At 68.0% G+C, this 19,405-nt stretch carries 20 protein-coding genes; 14 read left to right on the top strand and 6 right to left on the bottom strand.

Annotated elements, in window-relative coordinates:
* Positions 1-59: 59 nt before the first annotated feature.
* The 4 genes from E0H73_RS19100 to E0H73_RS19085 form a co-directional block, all read right to left on the bottom strand.
* Complete coding sequence (locus tag E0H73_RS19100) at positions 60-1,019, bottom strand: sigma-70 family RNA polymerase sigma factor (protein ID WP_131357865.1); 960 nt, start codon at positions 1,017-1,019, stop codon at positions 60-62.
* Positions 1,020-1,410: 391 nt separating this feature from the next.
* Positions 1,411-3,489 carry a S9 family peptidase gene (locus E0H73_RS19095; RefSeq protein WP_202867446.1) on the bottom strand — a complete coding sequence of 693 codons (2,079 nt, stop codon included), beginning with the start codon at positions 3,487-3,489 and terminating at the stop codon, positions 1,411-1,413.
* A 57-nt stretch (positions 3,490-3,546) separates the two neighbouring features.
* Complete coding sequence (gene xth / locus E0H73_RS19090; protein WP_131357863.1) at positions 3,547-4,350, bottom strand: exodeoxyribonuclease III; 804 nt, start codon at positions 4,348-4,350, stop codon at positions 3,547-3,549.
* 9 nt (positions 4,351-4,359) lie between these two features.
* Entirely contained in the window at positions 4,360-4,950 is a 591-nt protein-coding gene (locus tag E0H73_RS19085) for a TetR/AcrR family transcriptional regulator (protein ID WP_131357860.1), read from the bottom strand.
* A 73-nt stretch (positions 4,951-5,023) separates the two neighbouring features.
* On the opposite strand from E0H73_RS19085, the gene E0H73_RS19080 reads away from it, so the two are divergent.
* The 4 genes from E0H73_RS19080 to E0H73_RS19065 all read left to right on the top strand — a co-directional run bounded on the left by E0H73_RS19080 (position 5,024) and on the right by E0H73_RS19065 (position 8,255).
* On the top strand, positions 5,024-5,908 hold the full coding sequence (locus tag E0H73_RS19080; protein WP_131357857.1) for an SDR family oxidoreductase: 885 nt from the start codon (positions 5,024-5,026) through the stop codon (positions 5,906-5,908).
* Complete coding sequence (locus E0H73_RS19075; protein WP_131357854.1) at positions 5,905-7,041, top strand: saccharopine dehydrogenase family protein; 1,137 nt, start codon at positions 5,905-5,907, stop codon at positions 7,039-7,041. The genes E0H73_RS19080 and E0H73_RS19075 overlap by 4 nt, the downstream gene beginning before the upstream one ends.
* Before the next feature lie 93 nt (positions 7,042-7,134).
* Positions 7,135-7,527 carry a YccF domain-containing protein gene (locus tag E0H73_RS19070; RefSeq protein ID WP_131357851.1) on the top strand — a complete coding sequence of 131 codons (393 nt, stop codon included), beginning with the start codon at positions 7,135-7,137 and terminating at the stop codon, positions 7,525-7,527.
* A complete protein-coding gene (locus E0H73_RS19065; protein WP_131357847.1) occupies positions 7,524-8,255 on the top strand; it encodes an MBL fold metallo-hydrolase in 732 nt (243 codons plus the stop codon). Before E0H73_RS19070 ends, E0H73_RS19065 begins: the two co-directional genes overlap by 4 nt.
* Positions 8,256-8,258: 3 nt before the next feature.
* Here E0H73_RS19065 and E0H73_RS19060 read toward each other — a convergent pair whose 3' ends face one another.
* Positions 8,259-8,768, bottom strand: coding sequence for a hemerythrin domain-containing protein (locus tag E0H73_RS19060; RefSeq protein WP_131357845.1), 510 nt, complete (start codon positions 8,766-8,768; stop codon positions 8,259-8,261).
* Positions 8,769-8,837: 69 nt separating this feature from the next.
* On the opposite strand from E0H73_RS19060, the gene ddaH reads away from it, so the two are divergent.
* Positions 8,838-9,599 carry a dimethylargininase gene (gene ddaH, locus E0H73_RS19055; RefSeq protein ID WP_131357842.1) on the top strand — a complete coding sequence of 254 codons (762 nt, stop codon included), beginning with the start codon at positions 8,838-8,840 and terminating at the stop codon, positions 9,597-9,599.
* A gap of 6 nt (positions 9,600-9,605) precedes the next feature.
* Here ddaH and E0H73_RS19050 read toward each other — a convergent pair whose 3' ends face one another.
* Positions 9,606-10,961, bottom strand: coding sequence for a DNA polymerase IV (locus tag E0H73_RS19050; RefSeq protein ID WP_238164099.1), 1,356 nt, complete (start codon positions 10,959-10,961; stop codon positions 9,606-9,608).
* Positions 10,962-10,997: 36 nt separating this feature from the next.
* On the opposite strand from E0H73_RS19050, the gene E0H73_RS19045 reads away from it, so the two are divergent.
* The 9 genes from E0H73_RS19045 (at position 10,998) to E0H73_RS19005 (ending at position 19,404) form a co-directional block, all read left to right on the top strand.
* Positions 10,998-11,759, top strand: a complete 762-nt coding sequence (locus E0H73_RS19045; RefSeq protein WP_202867445.1) for an MBL fold metallo-hydrolase — start codon at positions 10,998-11,000, stop codon at positions 11,757-11,759.
* 79 nt (positions 11,760-11,838) lie between these two features.
* Positions 11,839-13,317, top strand: coding sequence for a glutamate-cysteine ligase family protein (locus tag E0H73_RS19040; protein ID WP_131357834.1), 1,479 nt, complete (start codon positions 11,839-11,841; stop codon positions 13,315-13,317).
* Positions 13,318-13,696: 379 nt separating this feature from the next.
* Positions 13,697-14,110, top strand: a complete 414-nt coding sequence (locus tag E0H73_RS19035) for a universal stress protein (RefSeq protein WP_131357832.1) — start codon at positions 13,697-13,699, stop codon at positions 14,108-14,110.
* Between the two features lies 1 nt (position 14,111).
* A complete protein-coding gene (locus E0H73_RS19030; protein WP_131357829.1) occupies positions 14,112-14,732 on the top strand; it encodes an HhH-GPD-type base excision DNA repair protein in 621 nt (206 codons plus the stop codon).
* A gap of 274 nt (positions 14,733-15,006) precedes the next feature.
* Complete coding sequence (locus E0H73_RS19025; RefSeq protein WP_131357826.1) at positions 15,007-16,326, top strand: RNA polymerase sigma factor; 1,320 nt, start codon at positions 15,007-15,009, stop codon at positions 16,324-16,326.
* 5 nt (positions 16,327-16,331) lie between these two features.
* Entirely contained in the window at positions 16,332-16,592 is a 261-nt protein-coding gene (locus E0H73_RS19020) for a DUF6412 domain-containing protein (RefSeq protein WP_238164084.1), read from the top strand.
* 45 nt (positions 16,593-16,637) lie between these two features.
* Entirely contained in the window at positions 16,638-17,315 is a 678-nt protein-coding gene (locus E0H73_RS19015) for a YidC/Oxa1 family membrane protein insertase (RefSeq protein WP_131357820.1), read from the top strand.
* Between the two features lie 89 nt (positions 17,316-17,404).
* Entirely contained in the window at positions 17,405-18,565 is a 1,161-nt protein-coding gene (locus tag E0H73_RS19010) for an ROK family transcriptional regulator (RefSeq protein WP_131357817.1), read from the top strand.
* Positions 18,562-19,404 (top strand): sugar phosphate isomerase/epimerase family protein, encoded by an 843-nt coding sequence (locus E0H73_RS19005; protein WP_131357814.1) that lies wholly within the window; start codon positions 18,562-18,564, stop codon positions 19,402-19,404. The genes E0H73_RS19010 and E0H73_RS19005 overlap by 4 nt, the downstream gene beginning before the upstream one ends.
* The last annotated feature ends 1 nt before the right edge of the window (position 19,405 follow it).

Here is a 19,405-nt window from a genome sequence, read left to right as displayed (position 1 = left end):
GAAATGAAGGACCCCCAGCCGGTGGGCTGGGGGTCCTTCGAGGGGTTTCGGGGTGGGGGTTACGCGGCGAGGGTCGGGTCTGCCAGCAGGCGCAGGCGGCCAAGGGCCTCGCGCTCGATCTGGCGGACGCGCTCGGCGGAGATGCCGTGCACGGCGCCGATGTCGGCGAGTTTGGCCTGCCGGCCGTCGTGCAGGCCGTACCGCCGCCGGATCACGTCGGCCGACCGCGGGTCGAGCTGGTCGACCAGGCTGAACAGGCCCGAGCGGTCCGACGCGTCGGCGACCAGCTGGTCCGGGCCCGGCGCGGTCTCGGCCGCGATCAGGTCGCCCAGCGAGGTCTCGCCCTCGTCGTCGATCGGGTTGTCCAGGCTGATGTGGTCCCGGCCGATCCGGATCAACTCGGTGACCCGATCCACGTCCAGGTCCAGCTCCGCCGCGATCTCGTCGATCTCCGGCTCACGGCCGAGCTTGCGCTCCAGCGTCCGCCGGGCCGACCCGATCTGGTTCAGCTGCTCCACCACGTGCACCGGCAGCCGGACCACTCGGGCCTGCTGCGCGATACCGCGGGTGATGGCCTGCCGCACCCACCAGGTCGCGTACGTCGAGAACTTGAATCCCTTCCGGTAGTCGAACTTCTCCACCGCCCGGATCAGACCCGTGTTGCCCTCCTGGACCAGGTCCAGCAGCGGCATCTGGGATCGTCCGTACCGGCGCGCGATCGACACCACCAACCGGAGGTTCGCGGTCACGAACCGCTGCTGCGCGCGCTGGCCCTCTTCGGCCAGCCACTCCAGCTCTTCCTCCGTCGCATATTTGGGCGCTCCGCCCTTCTTGCGTCCAACCCGCCCCTCGGCCAGCAGTTGCTCCGCCAGGAGACCTGCCTCAACCGTCTCAGCGAGCTCGACCTCTTCCTCAGCCGTCAGCAAAGGCGTCCGCGCGATCTCTTCGAGGTAGAGACCGACGCTGTCCTTGCCGTCGATACCGTCGTCCGCCGAGCGGACACGAGCCATGCGAGCCACCGAAACTCCCTTCGTCGTTACATGGAGAGCAACGCTCGAGTGAGGTTCAAGATTCCACGACGAGTGTGTAAACACCCTGAAGGTTCCCTGAGAGTTCCTGGCACGATCGCGCCCTGGAAACCGGTGTCCAGGAGCCGCTCGTGTCCGCTTCCCGACCGCCTTTGCGTCCGCGCGTCCGAATTCCCCGTTGCTTTGCGCGGGAATTCGCCTGCGGTGCCCAGCGGCACCCCACGGAAGAAACCTGAGAATCCTGCCAGAATCACCACCGCCTCCGGTGCCTTGTGTGTTGCACAACACACGCCGTACGTGGTGCCGGCAGAACCTTGCCTCCAACCTCTCCAACCAGCAGCAACGCCGCAGGTACCCGCCGTGTTCCCGCCCGAAACGAGGGTCAGGCCAGGCCGAGGGTGTCGAGTTCCCAGGCCAGGCTGAAGGCGATCTCGCGCCAGGCGTCGTACCGCCCGCTGCGGCCGCCGTGGCCGGCCTCCATTTCGGTTTTCAGCAGTACGTCGGCATCGGCGATCGCCCGGAGTTTGGCCACCCACTTCGCGGGTTCCACGAAGAACACCCGGGTGTCGTTCAGGCTGGTGATCGCGAGGATCCGCGGATACCGCTGGGCGGTGATGTTTTCGTACGGCGAGTAGGACTTCATGTACTCGTACACCGCGGGGTCCTCGAGCGGATTACCCCATTCCTCCCACTCGATCACCGTCAACGGCAGCGACGGATCCAGGATCGTCGTCAGCGCGTCCACGAACGGCACCTCGGCGACGATTCCGCCGAACGCCTCCGGCGCCAGGTTCGCCACCGCGCCCATCAGCAGGCCGCCGGCGCTGCCACCCTGCGCCACGATCCGCTCCGGCCGGGTCCAGCCGTCCTTCACCAGGTGCTCGGCCGCGGCGATGAAGTCGGTGAACGTGTTCCGCTTGGCCAGCATCTTGCCGTTGTCGTACCAGTGCCGGCCGTGCTCACCGCCACCGCGCACGTGGGCGATCGCGAACACGACGCCGCGGTCCAGCAGCGACAGCCGCGGGATCGAGAACCACGGGTCCATCGAGCTCTCGTAAGAGCCGTACCCGTACAGCACGACCGGCGCGTTGCCGTCCTTCGCGACGTCCTTGCGCGCCACCAGCGAGATCGGCACCTTGGTCCCGTCGCTCGCCGTCGCCCACTCGCGGTACTGCGTGTAGGCGCCGAGGTCGACCCCACCGAGCACGGGCTGCTGCTTGAGCAGCCGCCGCTCACCGGTCGCGACGTCCACGTCGTACGTCGAACCCGGCGTGACCAGCGACGTGTAGCCGAACCGGTAGCGAGTGTCGTGCCACTCGTCGTTGCGGCCGGGGGAGACGGTGTAGATCGGCTCCTCGAACTCGAGCACCTCGGGCGCCCCGAAGCCCCCGTCGGTACGGCGCATGATCGCGAGCTCGGTGAGGGCGTCGCGACGGCGGTACAGGACGACGTGGTCGGCGAACGCGTCGACACCGAGCAGCCGGCTCGACTCGTCGCCCTCGATCAGTGTGGTCCAGGAGCCGGGGGAGTCCAGTGACGCGCTCGCGAGGGAGAAGTTCGCCGCGTCGGCGTTGTGCGTGATCAGCAGTTGGTCGCCGGCGTGCTCAACGTCGTACTCGACGCCGTCACGGCGGGGCGCGACGAGGACCGGCTCGCCGGTGGGGTCGTTGGCGTCGAGCAGCCAGACCTCGCTGGTGATCTTGCTGCCGAGGGCGATCTGGATCGCCTGCTCGTTGCGGGTCAGGTCGACGCCGACCCAGAACCGCTCGTCCGGCTCCTCCTTGACCAGCACGTCGTCGGTCGCGCCGAGAGTGTGCCGCCAGACCTGGAACGGCCGCCACGCGTCGTCGACCTTGGTGTAGAAGATCGTCGACCCGTCCGCGGACCAGGCCGAGCCGTAGTGCACCTCGGGCAGCTCGTCCGGCAGCAGCTCGCCGGTGGCGAGGTCCTTGATCCGCAGCGTGAACCGCTCGTCGCCCTTGAGGTCGACGGAGTACGCGAGCAGCCGGCCGTCGGGGGAGACGTCGACAGTGCCCAGCGAGAAGAACTCCGAGTCGCCGGCCACCTCGTTACCGTCCAGCATGACCTCTTCGCCGGCGATCTCGCCGTCGGTGGCCGGGGGCTGGTCGCCGTCCACCTTCACCCGGCAGTGGATGCCGTACTGCTTGCCCTCGACCGTGCGGGAGTAGTACCAGTACCCGCCATGCCGGGCCGGCACGCTGAGGTCGGTCTGCAGGGTGCGGTCCGAGATCTCTTTGAAGATTGCCTCACGCAACGATTCGAGGTGCGCCGTCCGGGCCTCGGTGTAGCTGTTCTCGGCGCGCAGGTAGTCCAGCACCTCGTTGTCGGTCTTGTCCCGCAACCACTCGTAGTCGTCGACGAACACGTCGCCGTGATGACTGCGTTCGATCGGCTTGCGGGCGGCGACCGGGGGCTTCGGGGAAGAATTCAACTCGGACATGCCGCGAGACTACCCGCCCGGGACCGGCCGCGGCTGCCGGTTTCCACAGCCTCCGGATCAGACGTCGTACGTCTCCACGACGGGAGCGTGATCGCTCCAGCGTTCGGCGTACGTCGGGGCGCGGTGGACGACGCAACCGGTGGCGGATTCGGCGAGTTCGGGCGAGGCGATCTGGTAGTCGATCCGCCAGCCGGCGTCGTTGTCGAAGGCCTTGCCGCGCCACGACCACCAGGAGTACGGGCCGGGGCCTTCGCCGCCGAAGCGTCGGCCCAGATCGACCCAACCGGAGTCGAACAAGCGATCCATCCAGGCGCGCTCCTCGGGGAGGAAGCCGCTCTTCTTCCGGTTCGCCTTCCAGGCCTTCAGGTCGACCTCGCGGTGCGCGATGTTCAGGTCGCCGCACATCAGCACGTGCCGCCCGTCCGCGCGCAACTCGGTCAGCCGTGCCGTGATCGCGTCGAGGAACGCGTACTTCTCCTCCTGCCGCGGCGGCGTCTCGAACTCACCCGTGAACACATACGTGCTCACCGCCGTCAGCGTCGTACCGTCGTCCAGTACGACGTCCGCCTCGACCCACCGCCCGCATCCGGCGAACCGCTCCGGCCCGATGTCACCCCGCTCGTCCTTGATCGGCCGCCGGCTCGCCACCGCGACTCCCGCACGTCCCTTGTGACCGTCGATCGACGGCTCGGCGTGCGCGATGTTCCAGTCCCCGCCGAGCTGTTCCCGCAGTACGTCGTCCGTCGCGCGAACCTCCTGCATCAGCAACAGATCCGGATCGGTCTCCTCCAGCCACGGACCCATCCCGCGCCGGAACGCGGCCCTGACACCGTTCACATTCACCGTGGCAACCGTCAGCACCCGTGAACCCTAACCCTCGGTGGTCGTGAGGATGGCGTCGAGGGACTGTTCGCAGAGGTGCTCGAGGGCCTCTGGGGAGATGGTCGGGTTGTCGATCCAGGTGAGCAGGGTCTGCTCGACGTACCCCTGCCAGCCGTGGCAGGCCAGCTCGACCGTCGGGGTGATCTCGATGCCGCTCTGGGCGACCGCGCTGATGACCCACGTGCTGAAGACCCGGCGGATCTCGGAGTGCAGTGCGCGTACGTCGGGGTCGCCGGCGGCTGACATCAGCAGGGTGGCGCGGTACAGCTGGGGGGCTTCGAGGACCGCACGGACGAAGGCGCGGATGCCGGACCTGAGCTGTTCGTCGGGCGGCAGCGACGGGTCGGGCGCGGTGCGCAGCATGACCTCGGCGGCGGCTTCCTCGATCACGGCGTACTGGAACTTCTTCTTCGAGCCGAAGTAGTGGAACAGCAGGGCGGGGGAGACCTTGGCCTCGGCGGCGACCAGTTCGACCGTGAGTTCGCGGTGCGGGTCGGCGACCAGGACGCGGCGGGCCGCCGCGAGGATCTGGTTGCGGCGTTCGCCGGGGCGCAGCCGGGCGGACGAGGTCTGGGTCATGCCGGCAGTCTATTGAGTAATAGGTCAACAAGCACTTACTGTTGAGTATCCACTCAACAAGCTGGAGGTCCAGATGCGTGGTCAGGTCGTCCTCATCACCGGCGCGTCCCGCGGAATCGGCGCCGCGGTCGCCCGGAAGCTGGCGCGGGACGGCGCCACGCTGGCACTGATCGGCCTGGAGCCGGACGAGCTGAAGAAGGTCGCGGAGGACTGCGGGCCGGACGCGGGTTGGTGGGAGGCCGATGTCACCGACACCGAGTCGCTGCGGACCGCGGTCGAGGCGGTGGCCGAGCGGTACGGCCGGATCGACGTCGTGATGGCGAACGCCGGCATCGCCGCGCCCGGGTTCAGCCGGAGTATGGACCCGAAGATGTGGGAGCGCGTCGTGGACGTCGACCTGCTCGGCGTGTGGCGGTCCGTCCACCTGACCCTGCCGTATCTGCTGGAGAGCAAGGGCTACCTGCTGCTGGTCTCGTCTCTCGCGGCGATCATTCACATCCCCGGGCTGGCGGCGTACAACGTGGCGAAGGCCGGCGTGGAGGCGATGGGGGACACGCTGCGGCCCGAGCTCAAGCACCTGGGCGTTCGGGTCGGGGTCGCACACATGACCTTCGTCGACACCGACATGGTGCGTGGCGCGGACGAGCACCCGGTGTTCGGCAAGATGCGTACCGGCATCCCGCTGGCGAGCAAGGTGTACCCGCTGGACTTCGCGGTGGACAAGTTCGTCGACGGGATCAGGAAGCGCCGTCGGACAGTGCATGTGCCGGGCTGGATCGGGGCGATGAAGGTGTTCCGCTGGGTGATCCCGCACGTCATCGAGGCGGGTTCGAGATTCAGCGTGCCGAAGGCCGACCGGGCCGCACTCGCCGACATCCAGGCGCGCGGTGCCGCGGCCTCCTCCCGCGCAACCGGCGCCGGCGGCCGCGCCGACGCCGAGAAGGCCGCGGGCAAATGAGCCGCGAGTACGACGTCGTCCTGCTCGGCGCGAGCGGCTTCACCGGAGCGCTCACAGCGGAGTACCTCGCCAAGAACGCACCGCCGGACCTCACATGGGCCGTTGCCGGACGCAACCAAGGCAAGCTCGAAGCCTTCGGCAAGGACGTCCTGCACGCCGATGTCACGGATCCCAAGTCTCTGCAGGCCCTTGCCGAGTCGGCCACGGTCGTCGCCACCACTGTCGGTCCCTACATTCAGTACGGTGAGCCTGTGGTGGCAGCCTGTGCGGACGCCGGAACGGACTACCTCGATCTGACCGGTGAGCCAGAGTTCATCGATCGCATGTACGTGCGCTATCACCAACGGGCCGTTGAGACCGGCGCCCGGATCGTGCACGCCTGTGGCTTCGACTCGATTCCGTACGATCTCGGTGTCCAGTTCACGGTCGAGCAGTTGCCCCGGCGCGTCCCGATCCAGGTCGACGGTCTGTTGCGGGCCGGCGGCCGTCCGTCCGGCGGCACCTTCCATACCGCGATCACGGCGTTCTCGCGTCCGAAGCAGAACCTCGAAGCACACCGCGCCCGTCGCCACGCCGAGCCGGGGCCGGACGGCCGGAAAGCTAGGGCAGTCCCCGGCAGGATCCACCGGCAGCAAGGCTTCTGGGCAGTCCCGTTGCCGACCATCGACCCACAGATCGTCGGGTACTCCGCCCGTCTGCTCGAGGACTACGGCCCGGACTTCCGGTACTCGCATTACGCCGCGATGAAGCGCCTCCCAATGGTTGCCGGAGGCATCGGTGGCGCCGCCCTGCTGGTGGCCGCAGCCCAGATCCCGCCGGCCCGGAACGCACTGCTCAAGCGACTGCAGCCAGGCGACGGGCCGAGTCCGGAGCGCCGGGCAAGGTCGTGGTTCAACGTCCGCTTCGTCGGCCGTGGTGGCGGCAAGCAGGTGATCACCGAGGTTGCCGGCGGCGATCCCGGGTACGACGAGACCGCCAAGATGCTGGCCGAGAGCGCTCTGTGCCTCGCTCGCGACGAGCTCCCGACCACGGCCGGCCAGACGACCACTGCCGCCGCGATGGGTCCGGCATTGCGGCAACGCCTGATGAACGCCGGGATGACGTTTGCCACTCTGAGCACCGACGAGTACTAGTACGCCTGCTCCCGAGTCAGGGTCTCCCGGAATGATCCCGGGCTTGTGGCGCGGATCGTTCTGGAGTACCCCATCGGGTGGCAGGCTGACAGCATGAGGACACTTCTCAACCTGATCTGGCTGGTGCTGGCCGGGTTCTGGCTGGCGATCGGCTACGCGATCGCCGGCGTGATCTGCTGCGTGCTGATCGTGACCATCCCGTTCGGCATCGCTGCGTTCCGGATCGCCGGGTTCACGCTGTGGCCGTTCGGCCGGACCATGGTCGACAAGCCGAGCGCCGGGGCAGGCGCCGTACTGGGCAACATCATCTGGGTCGTGTTCGCCGGCTGGTGGCTGGCGCTCGGGCACCTGGCCACCGGGATCGCGCTCTGCGTGACGATCATCGGGATCCCGCTCGGCCTGACCAACTTCAAGCTGATCCCGATCTCGCTGCTGCCGCTGGGCAAGGAGATCGTGCCCAGCGACCAGCCGTTCGCCGTCCGTTGAGGGCGCTCACCGTCCTCGGCTCGTGCGGCGCCTGGCCGGAGGCGGGACGGGCGTGCGCCGGCTTCCTGCTCGAGTACGACGGTTTCCGCGTCGTCCTCGATCTCGGGTACGGCGCTCTGCCGCGACTGCTGGAGCATCGCCCCAAGGGTGAGGTCGACGCGGTCGTCGTCACCCACCAGCATCCCGACCACTGTGTCGACGTGAGCGGCCTCGCGCGCGTTCGCTACTACGAGGCGCCGGACGCTCCGCCGGTCCCGCTGCACTGTCCGCCGGACGTGATCGACGTACTGCGGGCGCTCGAGCCGGACCCGGATCCGGCGACCGTCTTCGACGTACACGACCTTGCGGTGACTGCCCAACTCGGTCCGTTCGCGGTCGAGACTGTGGAGTTGCCGCACTACAAGACCAACTTCGGCGTCCGGCTCACTGCGCCTGAGGTGTCCGTCGCCTACACCGGAGACAGCGGTCCGTCGCCTGACCTGCGGAAGCTGGCCGAAGGCACGGATCTGTTGATCTCCGACGCGACCCATCAAGGGCCGTCACCGGACACGACGCCGCGCTACCTGATGACGGCGACCGAGGCCGGTCGGCATGCGCGTGGTGCGAAACGCCTGCTGCTGACGCATTTCTGGCCCGGCTCCGATCGGTCGATCTCGGTCGCCGAGGCGCAGCAGGAATTCGACGGCGAGGTCATCGCGGCCGAAGAGGGCCTCACCATCGCGCTGTGAGCCTCAGGCACTCTCGACGATCTTGCGGACGTTGGCGATGTGGCCGCAGCCGGACTCGATCAGGCGGGCGCGCTCTTCGGCGAACGCGTCGCCGAGGTTGCGCCGGGTCTCCTCGGACACGTCGGTGCGCGCCGGGTTGAGAACGTCGCGCTCCTCTTCGTCCAGGTGGTGCGTGAGGGCCTCGGACAGCTCGTGCAGGTTCTCGCTGAACTTCTCGCTGCTGGTGTCATCGACCTCCATCAGCGCGAGCAATGCCGCGTTGCCTTCGTCGTGCTCGTGCTCGGAGTGCTCGACCTCGTCGGCGTCGATCGCGTGCTTGCGCCGCAGCGTCGGGTAGACCTTCGACTCTTCCGCTTCAGCGTGCGCGATCAGGACAGTCGCCAGGTCAGCCAGCACGGCGGACCGGTCGCTGCGCACGTCCCGCAGTTCGCGTAGCGCCTCCTCGAACCACCGGTGGTCCGCCAGGATGATCTCGACCACGTCACCGCCGGTCGCCGGCAGGATCTTCGGCATCGGTTGCCCTCCACATCTAGAAGCGTCAGCCCGGCCAGTACCCAGGCCACCACCGGCTAACCTGCACGGATGCCGTCTGCCATAGTCCGACGCCCCGGCCCGCGCCTCGCCGAGGGCCTGGTCACCCACATCGAACGCACTCCGGTCGACGCCGCTCTCGCCGTACGCCAATGGCAGCAGTACGTCGACGCGCTCGAGGCGCACGGCTGGACCACGATCGAGGTGCCGGCGATCGACGAGTGCCCGGACGGCGTCTTCGTCGAGGACACGATGGTCGTGTACGGCGACCTCGCGGTGATCGCCCGATCAGGCGCGAACGAGCGACGGCCCGAGGCAGCCGAAGCCGAGCGAACCGTCGCCGCGCAGGGCTACCGCGTCACCCACATCACTGAGCCCGGCACGCTGGACGGCGGCGACATCCTCAAGATCGGTTCGACCGTGTACGTCGGACAGGGCGGCCGCACGAATGACGAGGGCATCCGGCAACTACGTGAGGCCCTCGCGCCGCTGGGAGCCGAGGTCCGCGCGGTGCCGGTGCGGAAGGTGCTGCACCTCAAGTCCGCGGTGACCGCACTACCGGACGGGACCGTCATCGGCTACGAGCCGCTCGTCGACGATCCGCAGGCGTTCGAGTCGTTCCGTCCGATGCCGGAGGAGGCCGGGTCGCACGTCGTACTGCTGGGGGAGGGTCGCCTGCTGATGGCTGCCTCGGCGCCCGAGTCCGCGAAGCTGTTCGAGCAGCTCGGCTACCAGCCGGTCGTCGTCGACATCAGCGAGTTCGAGAAGCTCGAAGGCTGTGTCACGTGCCTGTCGGTGCGTCTTCGGCGGTGACCTCATTCATTCATTCAATCCGTTCTGGTCGCCTTCGGGTTCCTCGTCTCCTTCCGCTGAGCCGATAGCAACTTTTGTCAGGGCCGGGTCGTCGACCGCGAAGGTCCGGACCGGACCCGGCGGCGTATCCGCCGTCTCGAACCGCACCGTCACCCGGCCGCGACCCGATCCCCAGACCCAGCCGCGCCCGTAGTCGGGATGAGCGACGTCCTGCCCCGGATAGAAGCCGATCTGGTCGCGCGGGCGCTCCGGCAACTCGACCACCTCGACCGGGGCGTCGGCGTACTCGCTCTCGGTGAAGAGGTCGTCCTGGATCCAGTCCGCGAGCGAGGAGACACCAACACCGAGCAGGCGGATCCCGCCGCCGATCTCGCTGTCGTCGAGCAGCCGTCGCGCCACCCGCGCGATCACCCGGGCGTCGTCGGTCGGCCCGGCCAGCGTGGACGACCGGGTGTGCGTGGTGAAGTCGTGCATCCGCGTCTTGACCGTGACCGTGCGGCCGGACAGCTGTGCCTTCTGCAGGCGCTCGGAGACGCGGTGCGCCATCCGGTCGCCGATCGCGGCCAGCAGTGAGCGGTCGATGATATCGGTCTCGAAGGTGTCCTCGACGCTGACCGACTTGGTCTCCCGGTCGCTCACCACCGGACGGTCGTCGGCCGCGATCGCCAGCCGGTACAGGCTGCTGCCGTGCGCCGAGCCGACCTGACGGATCAGCTCGTCCTCGTCGAGTTGCTGGAGGTCGCCGACGGTCCGCACCCCGGCCATACTGAGCCGCTGCGCGGTCGCCGGCCCGACACCAGGGATCACGGTGACCTGCATCGGCGCGAGGAACTCCGCCTCCGTCCCGGCCGGCACGACGACCACTCCGTCGGGCTTGTCCAAATCACTGGCGATCTTCGCGATCAGCTTCGACGTACCGGCGCCGACCGATGCGGTCAGACCGCCGCTCGCCTTCCGGATCGCGGCCTTGAGGTCCAGGGCGATCGCCTGCACGTCCTCGACGGTCAGCCCGGACAGCCCGGACGCGGACAGATCGACGAACGCCTCGTCCAGCGACAACGGCTCGACCAGCGGCGACAACGCCCGCATCTCGGCCATCACCGCCTGGCTGCTCCGCCGGTACACCTCGAAGCGTGGACCGAGGTACGCCGCGTGTGGACAGCGGGACCGGGCTTCGGCCGTCGACATCGCGGAGCGCACGCCGTACTTGCGGGCCTCGTACGACGCGGTCGAGACGACACCGCGGAGGCCGACGCCACCGACGACGACCGGCTTGCCCCGCAACGACGGCTTGTCGCGCTGCTCGACCGCCGCGAAGAACGCGTCCAGGTCGACATGCAGCACCGACGGATCCCCTCGCACCACACCAGTCTCCCTGGTATGACCGACAATTCTGGAATGACATTCCCCGCGCACTGGGACGACGGCACCGATCCGGCCGCCCCAGAACACCAAATCCACTGGTACGACGAGCGCACGGCGATCATCCGCCAGTCGCTGCGGACCAGTTTCGAAGGACCGTTCATCTACCTGCTGCTCGGCACCGAGCGCGCCCTGCTGCTCGACACCGGCACCGGCGACGCCAAGCTGCGGCCGGTGGTCGAGAGCCTGTTGTCCGGTCAGGAGCTGATCGTCGCGCACACCCACAGCCACGGCGACCACGTCGGTGGCGACGCCGAGTTCGATCAGGTCGTCGGCAAGACGGCCGAGGACGTGGCGGCGTATTTCGGGATCGCCGACTGGCCGAACGAGGTGGTCCAGCTCGATCTCGGCGACCGGGTGCTCGACATCATCCCGATCCCGGGACACCACGCGTCGCACATCGCCGTCTACGACCGGACCTCGAAGGTGCTGTTCAGCGGCGACTCGCTGTACCCGGGCCGGCTGTACGTCTTCGACTGGCCGGCGTTCCGGGCGAGTGTGGCCCGGCTGGCCGAGTTCGTTGCCGCGGGCAATCCGGTCGAACAGATCCTGGGTGCGCACATCGAAATGACCCGGGAGCCCGGCCGCGACTTCGAGATGGGCGCGGACAAGCATCCCGACGAGCACGAGTTGGAGCTCGATCCCGGCGTACTGACCGAGCTGGCTCAGGTCCTCGACGAGGCCGGCCCGGAGCCGGTCCGGATCGAGCGCGATCACTTCATCGTCTATCCGGTCTGACTCCACCACGCGCTTGCGTCTCACACAGGTGGGCACCCTTCAGGCACACTGAGGCCAGTAGCCACCAGGGGAGGCGCAGATGGGTGAGGAAGTCGACCGGGTCGAATTCACCCGGGCGGATCGGACGGCGTTCCGCAACCAGGTCCATCGCAATCTCGACGCCTTCGCGCGGATGCTGCGCGAGGCGCGGTTCGCGCCCGACCGGCCGATGACGGGGGTCGAGATCGAGCTGAACCTGGTCGACGAGAAGTGCGATCCGGCGTTCAAGAACTCCGAGGTGCTGAGCGCGATCGAGGACGACGCGTTCCAGACCGAGCTCGGCCAGTTCAACATCGAGATCAACGTTCCGCCCGGGCAGATTGACGGTATCGGCCTGGACACGATGGAGTCGAACATCCGCGACAGCCTGAACGCGGCCGAGGAGAAGGCAGCCCGGACCGGCTCGTCGATGGTGGTGGTCGGGATCCTGCCGACGCTGCTGACCGAGCACATCCATCGCGAGGCGCTCAGCACGAACCCGCGCTACGCCTTGCTCAACGACCAGATCTTCGCCGCCCGCGGCGAGGACGTGCAGATCGGGATCGACGGTATCGAGCGGTTGCAGGTGACCGCGGACAGCATCGTGCCCGAGGCCGCGTGTACGTCGACGCAGTTCCATCTGCAGGTGACACCGGAGGCGTTCCCGCGGTACTGGAACGCGGCCCAGGCGATCTCCGGCGTACAACTGGCCGTGGGTGCGAACTCGCCGTTCCTGTTCGGTAAGGAGCTATTGCGGGAAACGCGGATCGCATTGTTCGAGCAGGCCGCCGATACCCGCACCCACGAGTTGAAGACGCAGGGCGTCCGGCCGCGGGTGTGGTTCGGAGAACGATGGATCACCTCGATCTTCGACCTGTTCGAGGAGAACTCCCGCTACTACCCGGCGCTGCTGCCGGTCACCTCCGACGAGGATCCGATCGCCGTTCTCGATCGCGGCGACACCCCAGCTCTTTCGGAGTTGCGGCTGCACAACGGGACGATCTATCGCTGGAACCGGCCCGTGTACGACGTTGTCCGGGAGAAGCCGCATCTGCGGGTGGAGAACCGCGTGCTGCCGGCCGGCCCGACCGTGGTCGACACGATCGCCAACGGGGCGTTCTACTTCGGCCTGGTCCGCGCGCTGGCCGACGACGAACGGCCGATCTGGTCACAGATGTCGTTCAGCGCGGCGGAGGAGAACTTCCACGAGGCGGCGCGGCACGGCATCGACGCGGAGGTGTTCTGGCCGGGCGTCGGGACCGCCCGGGCGACCGAGCTTGTGCTCAGACGCCTGCTCCCGTTGGCTTCTCGCGGTCTCGACGCCTGGGGCGTCGACGCGGCGGTGCGTGATCGGCTGCTGGGAATCATCGAGCAACGGTGCCTGACCAACCGCAACGGAGCGTCCTGGCAGGCCGACGAGTTTCACCGACTGTATACAAAAGGATCGCACGGACGGCGTGACGCGCTGCGCGGAATGCTCCATCGCTACCGCGATCACATGCACGAGAACACGCCTGTGCACGAGTGGCCGGTGGACTGAACCGGTTAGTTGTTTTCCGACAACGTTGGACAGCCAGGGCGGAACCGAGGTCCCTCCGGCGGAACCATTACGACCTTGCCCAAGGCAACTGGGTGGACGAGTTCGATAACGACCCGGACTACAGGGGTGGCGCGTCGGGTGACAGCCCTGCAAAGGTGTGGCCACCGGAAGGTTAGACAGTCTTCTCGCGGGTAGTACTCGGGCACCGGCGTGGCTGCCACATCGGCGGCCGGGGCGGTGGTGGAGTACTACCCGCACGACGATCAGCCGTCCGTCACGGCCGCGACACAGCTGGTGTAAATCCAGCGGATGCCGACCACGGTCGGGAGCAGTATCGTTCGAGACGGGTCGACACGACACCCGGAGGTGAGGCAGGGCGATGACGACCATCGTCGTGGGTTACGTGCCGAAGGCCGAGGGCCGTGCGGCCCTGCGGCGAGCGGCCGAAGAGGCGACGCTTCGCGACGCCAAGCTGGTGGTGGTCAACTCACACCGGGGTGGGCGCAGTTTCGACAGCGATGAGGCCGCGGCCAGCGATGCCGCGTTGACGGAGGTACGTGAGCAGCTGGACTCGACCGGTGTGCCTTACGAGGTGCGGCAACTGGTGCGTGGACTCGACCCGGCGGAGGACCTGGTGGCCGTCGCCGAGCAGGTGCATGCCGAGTTCATCGTGATCGGGCTTCGGCGCCGGTCCCCGGTCGGCAAGCTCATTCTCGGCAGCAACGCCCAGCGGGTGCTGCTCGATGCTCCGTGTCCGGTGCTGGCCGTGAAGGCCGACGAAGGGGAGGACTGAGGTGACTTCGACACGCAGCAAGAAGCTGTGCCTCGCACAGCAGCCCGACGCCGACGAGATGCTGAGCAGAGATCCTTTCGCCCTGCTGGTGGGCATGTTGCTGGACCAGCAGATTCCGATGGAGCGCGCGTTCGCGGGACCGGTCGCGATCGCCAAGCGGATGGACGGCCCCTTCGATCCGTCCACGGTGGCGCACTACGACCCGGACGCGTTCGTCGAGGTGGTGGCCGGTCCGCCGGCCGTGCATCGGTTCCCGACCGCGATGGCGGCCCGGATCCAGACGCTGGCCAAGCACCTGGACGAGGAGTACAGCGGTAACGCTTCGGGCCTGTGGTCCGATGTGAAGTCTGGGGACGACCTGCTGGCCAGGTTGTCGGCCCTGCCGGGCTTCGGCGCGCAGAAGGCGAAGATCTTCGTCGCGCTGCTCGGCAAGCAACTCAAGGTCCGGCCGCGGGGCTGGCGCGAGGCATCCGAGCCGTACGGCGAGGACGGCGCGTACAAGTCCGTCGCGGACGTGATCGACGTGGCGTCTTTGGTGAAGGTGAGACAGTTCAAGCAGGAGCAGCAGCTGGTCCGGCAACGCGTGGTGGCCCGTCCACTGCGGCAGACCCGGAACGGCTGAAGAACGGACGACCGCAAACGCACTGTTCGACGGCGCTACCGACCAGGCCTCCACCGGCGCGGGAACACCCGCCCGGCGGGGGCCTGAGCGCGCCGATCGGGGGGTCGTGGCGCGCCCGGGCTTGGTTCGCGGATTACAATGTAGTGTTGCCGCCGCCTGACCAGCGAGCAGCCGCACACAGTCGTACCCAAGAACACCCTGAGTACCTGGCATCACCAGCACCAACACAACGCCGTACCGCCGTACAAACCCTGCGTCAGACGAGAGGTAATTCGTGTCGTCCAGCTCGTCCGAGAATCTTCCCGCCGAGTCAGCCCGGGCCGTGGCCGCCACCGCCCGCAGCACGGCTCCGAGGACCAGCGCCCGAGTGACCGAGCCTGCAGCCAAGAAGGCGGCAGTGAAGAAGACCGCGGCCAAGCCTGCCGCCGGCACCAAGGAGGACGGTATCCCCGCGAAGAAGGCCGCCGCGAAGAAAGCGCCGGCGAAGAAGGCGGTCTCCGAAGCTGGTTTGGCGATCGACCCCAAGACCGGCAAGCCGCGCTCGCTGGACGATGTCGACGAGGCCGACTTCAGCCCGGACGCGGTCAAGCCGCTGGAGAAGGAGCTGACCGAGGACGAGGGCTTCGTCGTCTCCGAGGCCGACGAGACCGACGAGCCCGAGCAGCAGGTGATGGTGGCCGGGGCCACCGCCGACCCGGTGAAGGACTACCTGAAGCAGATCGGCAAGGTCCCGCTGCTGAACGCCGAGCAGGAGGTCGAGCTCGCCAAGCGGATCGAGGCCGGCCTGTTCGCCGAGGAGCAACTGGGCGATGAGGCCGCCAAGCTGAAGGAGAAGGTCCGCGACGAGTACGACTGGATCTCCGAGGACGGCCGCCGGGCGAAGAACCACCTGCTCGAGGCCAACCTGCGTCTGGTGGTCTCGCTGGCCAAGCGCTACACCGGTCGCGGCATGCTGTTCCTGGACCTGATCCAGGAGGGCAACCTCGGTCTGATCCGCGCGGTCGAGAAGTTCGACTACACCAAGGGCTACAAGTTCTCGACGTACGCCACCTGGTGGATCCGGCAGGCGATCACCCGCGCGATGGCAGACCAGGCGCGGACGATCCGTATCCCGGTGCACATGGTCGAGGTGATCAACAAGCTGGCCCGGGTGCAGCGGCAGATGCTGCAGGACCTCGGTCGCGAACCCACTCCGGAAGAGCTCGCCAAGGAGCTCGACATGACCCCGGAGAAGGTCATCGAGGTGCAGAAGTACGGCCGTGAGCCGATCTCGCTGCACACGCCACTGGGTGAGGACGGCGACTCCGAGTTCGGCGACCTGATCGAGGACTCCGAGGCGATCGTGCCGGCCGAGGCCGTCTCGTTCACCTTGCTTCAGGAGCAGTTGCACGCGGTGCTCGACACCTTGTCCGAGCGCGAGGCCGGCGTGGTCTCGATGCGCTTCGGCCTGACCGACGGCCAGCCGAAGACGCTGGACGAGATCGGCAAGGTGTACGGCGTCACCCGCGAGCGGATCCGGCAGATCGAGTCCAAGACGATGTCGAAGCTGCGCCACCCGTCCCGCTCGCAGGTCCTGCGGGACTACCTGGACTGATGACGATGGGTCAGGCACTCGCCGGCGTACTCGCGCTGGTGATGCCTGTCCTCGACACGGCAACTCTGGCCGCCGCCGTCTTCACGGCGGCGGCCTTGCTGTTCGCTCTGCTGGTGGTGGCGCGCTCGTCGGCGCGGGGCACGGTCGCCTCGCCGCTGCCGGCGCGCGTCAGCGCCACCCGGGCCAACGCCCGGCGTACTGCTTATCTGTCTCTTCGCGATCCCGACGCGGCCGGCCGGCCACGCCCACGAGCACCGGGACGGTAGCGGACTTCCTCGCTACCCGTTCCTTCTCACTCGTGGAGTTCTGCTGTGCCTTCCTTCCTGGAGGCACCGGTCGCCGGTGCCTATCACTTGCTCACGTCCCTCGTCACCGCCATCGAACCGCTCGCCGGCAGCTATGCCGCCGTGATCGCGATCGTCGTCTGCACTCTCGTCGTACGGCTGTGTCTGGTCCCGCTCAGTGTGCGGGCGCATCGCGGGTTGCGTGCCCGCGCCGAACTGATGCCTCAGCTGAAGAAGCTCAGCGATCGTCACCGCGGTGATCCCGAGCGTCTCCAGCGTGAGCTCGCCAAGCTGCAGGCAGAGTCCGGTACGTCGGTCTTCGCCGGACTGCTGCCGACGCTCGCGCAGTTCCCGTTCTTCTGGCTCATGTACACGCTGTTCTCCCGCGCGATGGTGGCGGGGGAGTCGAACCAGTTGATCAGCGGAAGCCTCCTCGGCGCACCACTCGGCCTGCACTGGCCGGTCCTCACCGGTACGCCGGCCTTCCTGGTACTCGCCGTACTGCTCGGAGTCGTGGCCTGGTTCTCGGCTCGCCTGCAGCTTCGCCAACTCGACGAGACCGCGACGCCCCTGTCCCGCCGGCTCGCCCGGATCCTGCCCTTCGGCACGCTGCTGAGCGCTGCCTTCCTCCCGCTCGCGGCAGGGCTCTACCTGCTCACCACGACGGCCTGGACCGTCGTCGAGCGGACCATCCTGCAGCGCTGACCGTTGCCTTGAGCAACGGTTGGTTGCCACGTCCTGACTGATTCTGATACGGTCTTTAATAAAGCCGGTTGCATAATAAGTTGAGGTCGATGGACACTGCACGAGGAGCCGCCCAGGCGGAGCGATCGGCGAACCAGGTCGCCTGCCTGCGCGCACTGGCTGACGCCGACGACGCGCAAACCGTCGGCGTCATCAGCGCGGAGACCGGTCTGTCGCGACCGACGGTGCACGCCGTCCTCGACGATCTCGTCGAGGCCGGGCTGGTCGTGCCGACCGATCCGTCGATCGTGGGGCCGGGGCGGCCTGCGCGTGCCTTTCGGTTTGTCCGGGAGTCGGGGCTTGTCGCCGGAGTGGACCTCGGTCCGCGCGGGGTGCGAGCCATCATCTGCGACCTGTCCGGCCGCCGGCTGGGCTACACGGAGCTTCAGCGGGAACGGCCTGCCGAGATCTCGTCGATCCGGAGCGCGATTCACGCCGCGGCGGACGAGAGCTCTCTCGATCTCGAACGCCTTCGTGCGGTCGGACTGGCTCTCCCCGGTGTGGTCGAGGCGAACGGTCACCTGCGTGCCAGCCTCGCACTGCCCGAACTCGTCGGCCTCCCGATTGCGGAGACCGTGTCGCAGGAGCTCGGCCGTCCGGTTGCCATCGACAACGACATCAAGCTGGCCGCACTCGCTGAGCAGCGCGGCGGCGCCGGACGCGGGTACTCCGATGTCGTCTATCTCCAGATCGGCCATCGGTTGTCCGTGTCGATCGTCCTGAACGGAGTCATCCGGCAAGGACGCCACCGTCTGGCCGGCGAGCTCGGAGCGCAGCGCGGCATGCGCTGGACACGCAACGCGGACCGGGGACAGCTGATCTGGACGTCACACCCGACCGGTGAGGCCGTGCTGAAGGCGGCAGCCGCCGGCGACGCGGACGCCCAGGCGGAGATCGCCGACTTCTGTGCGCAGATCGCCGGACGCATCGCCACGGTGTTGCTGGTCGTCGATCCCGAGATCGTGGTCGTGCGGGGTGGACCCGCGCAGGAAAGTGCCGCGCTGCTTCGTTCCCTCGAGGCCGCGGTCGAGAGGGAGTTGCTCTTCCCCGAGCGCCCACCGTTCGTCGCCTCGGCCCTGGGCCGGGAGGCAGTGGTGCTCGGGGCGGTCGGCACAGCGTTCGACCAGTTCAGCACACGCATCTACGGCGTTCACGACTACCCCAGCCCGTGGCGCCGGATCACTCACGACCTGGAGAGGACCAGCACGTGAAGCTAGGAGTCAGCTCGTACTGCTTTCGCAGCCTGATGACCAGCGGCGAGATGGACCTGATCGCAGTACTGGATTGGGTCGCGTCGTCACCCGCGGGGCATCTGGAGATCGCCGCCATGGACGGCGAGTACTACCTGGAGAACGACGGTGTGGTCCGTGATGCGGCCGCGCATGCCGGCGACATCGGCGTACCGATTGTGAACTATCTGGTCAGCGGCGACCTGCGGACGGCGGAGGACAAGGAGATCGACCGCCTCCGCCGGCAGCTGGATGTCGCGCACCGGTTCGGCGCTCGGATCTTCCGGCACGACGTTGCGCCGTGGTCGTGGCGTGAGCAGGACCCGGGGGAGTTCGAGACCACGTTCGAGAAGGTCGTCGAAGGCTGCCGTGCGGTGGCCGACCACGCCGCCGAGCTGGGCATCGTGTCGACGATCGAGAACCACGGCTTCTTCATGAACGGGAGCGACCGGCTGGCCCGGCTCGTGCACGCCGTGGATCGCCCGAACTTCCGGGTCACGCTGGACCTCGGCAACGGACTCTGCGTCGGCGAGGTGCCCGGCAAGACCGCCGCCGGACTGATCGACATCGCGGCCATCGTGGGCGTGAAGGACTTCCACATCCGCCGGTCGGCGGGGGATGGCTGGCTGAAGACGCTGGCCGGCGACTACCTGCTCGGCACGATCGCGGGGCACGGAGATCTGGACCTGACGAGCCTGCTCGCTCTGGTCGGCACGAGGCCCGAACTGCATGTGAGCCTCGAGTTCGAGGGCCTGGAGTCGACTCCGAACGCCATCGAGCGCTCGCTCAACAACATTCTCAGACTGGCTGGAGCTGCCTGAC

This window comes from Kribbella pittospori (genome assembly GCF_004331465.1).
Lineage (GTDB): Bacteria > Actinomycetota > Actinomycetes > Propionibacteriales > Kribbellaceae > Kribbella > Kribbella pittospori.
Note: the sequence above shows the minus strand (reverse complement) of the source record. Positions and strands in the feature narration are given on the sequence as shown.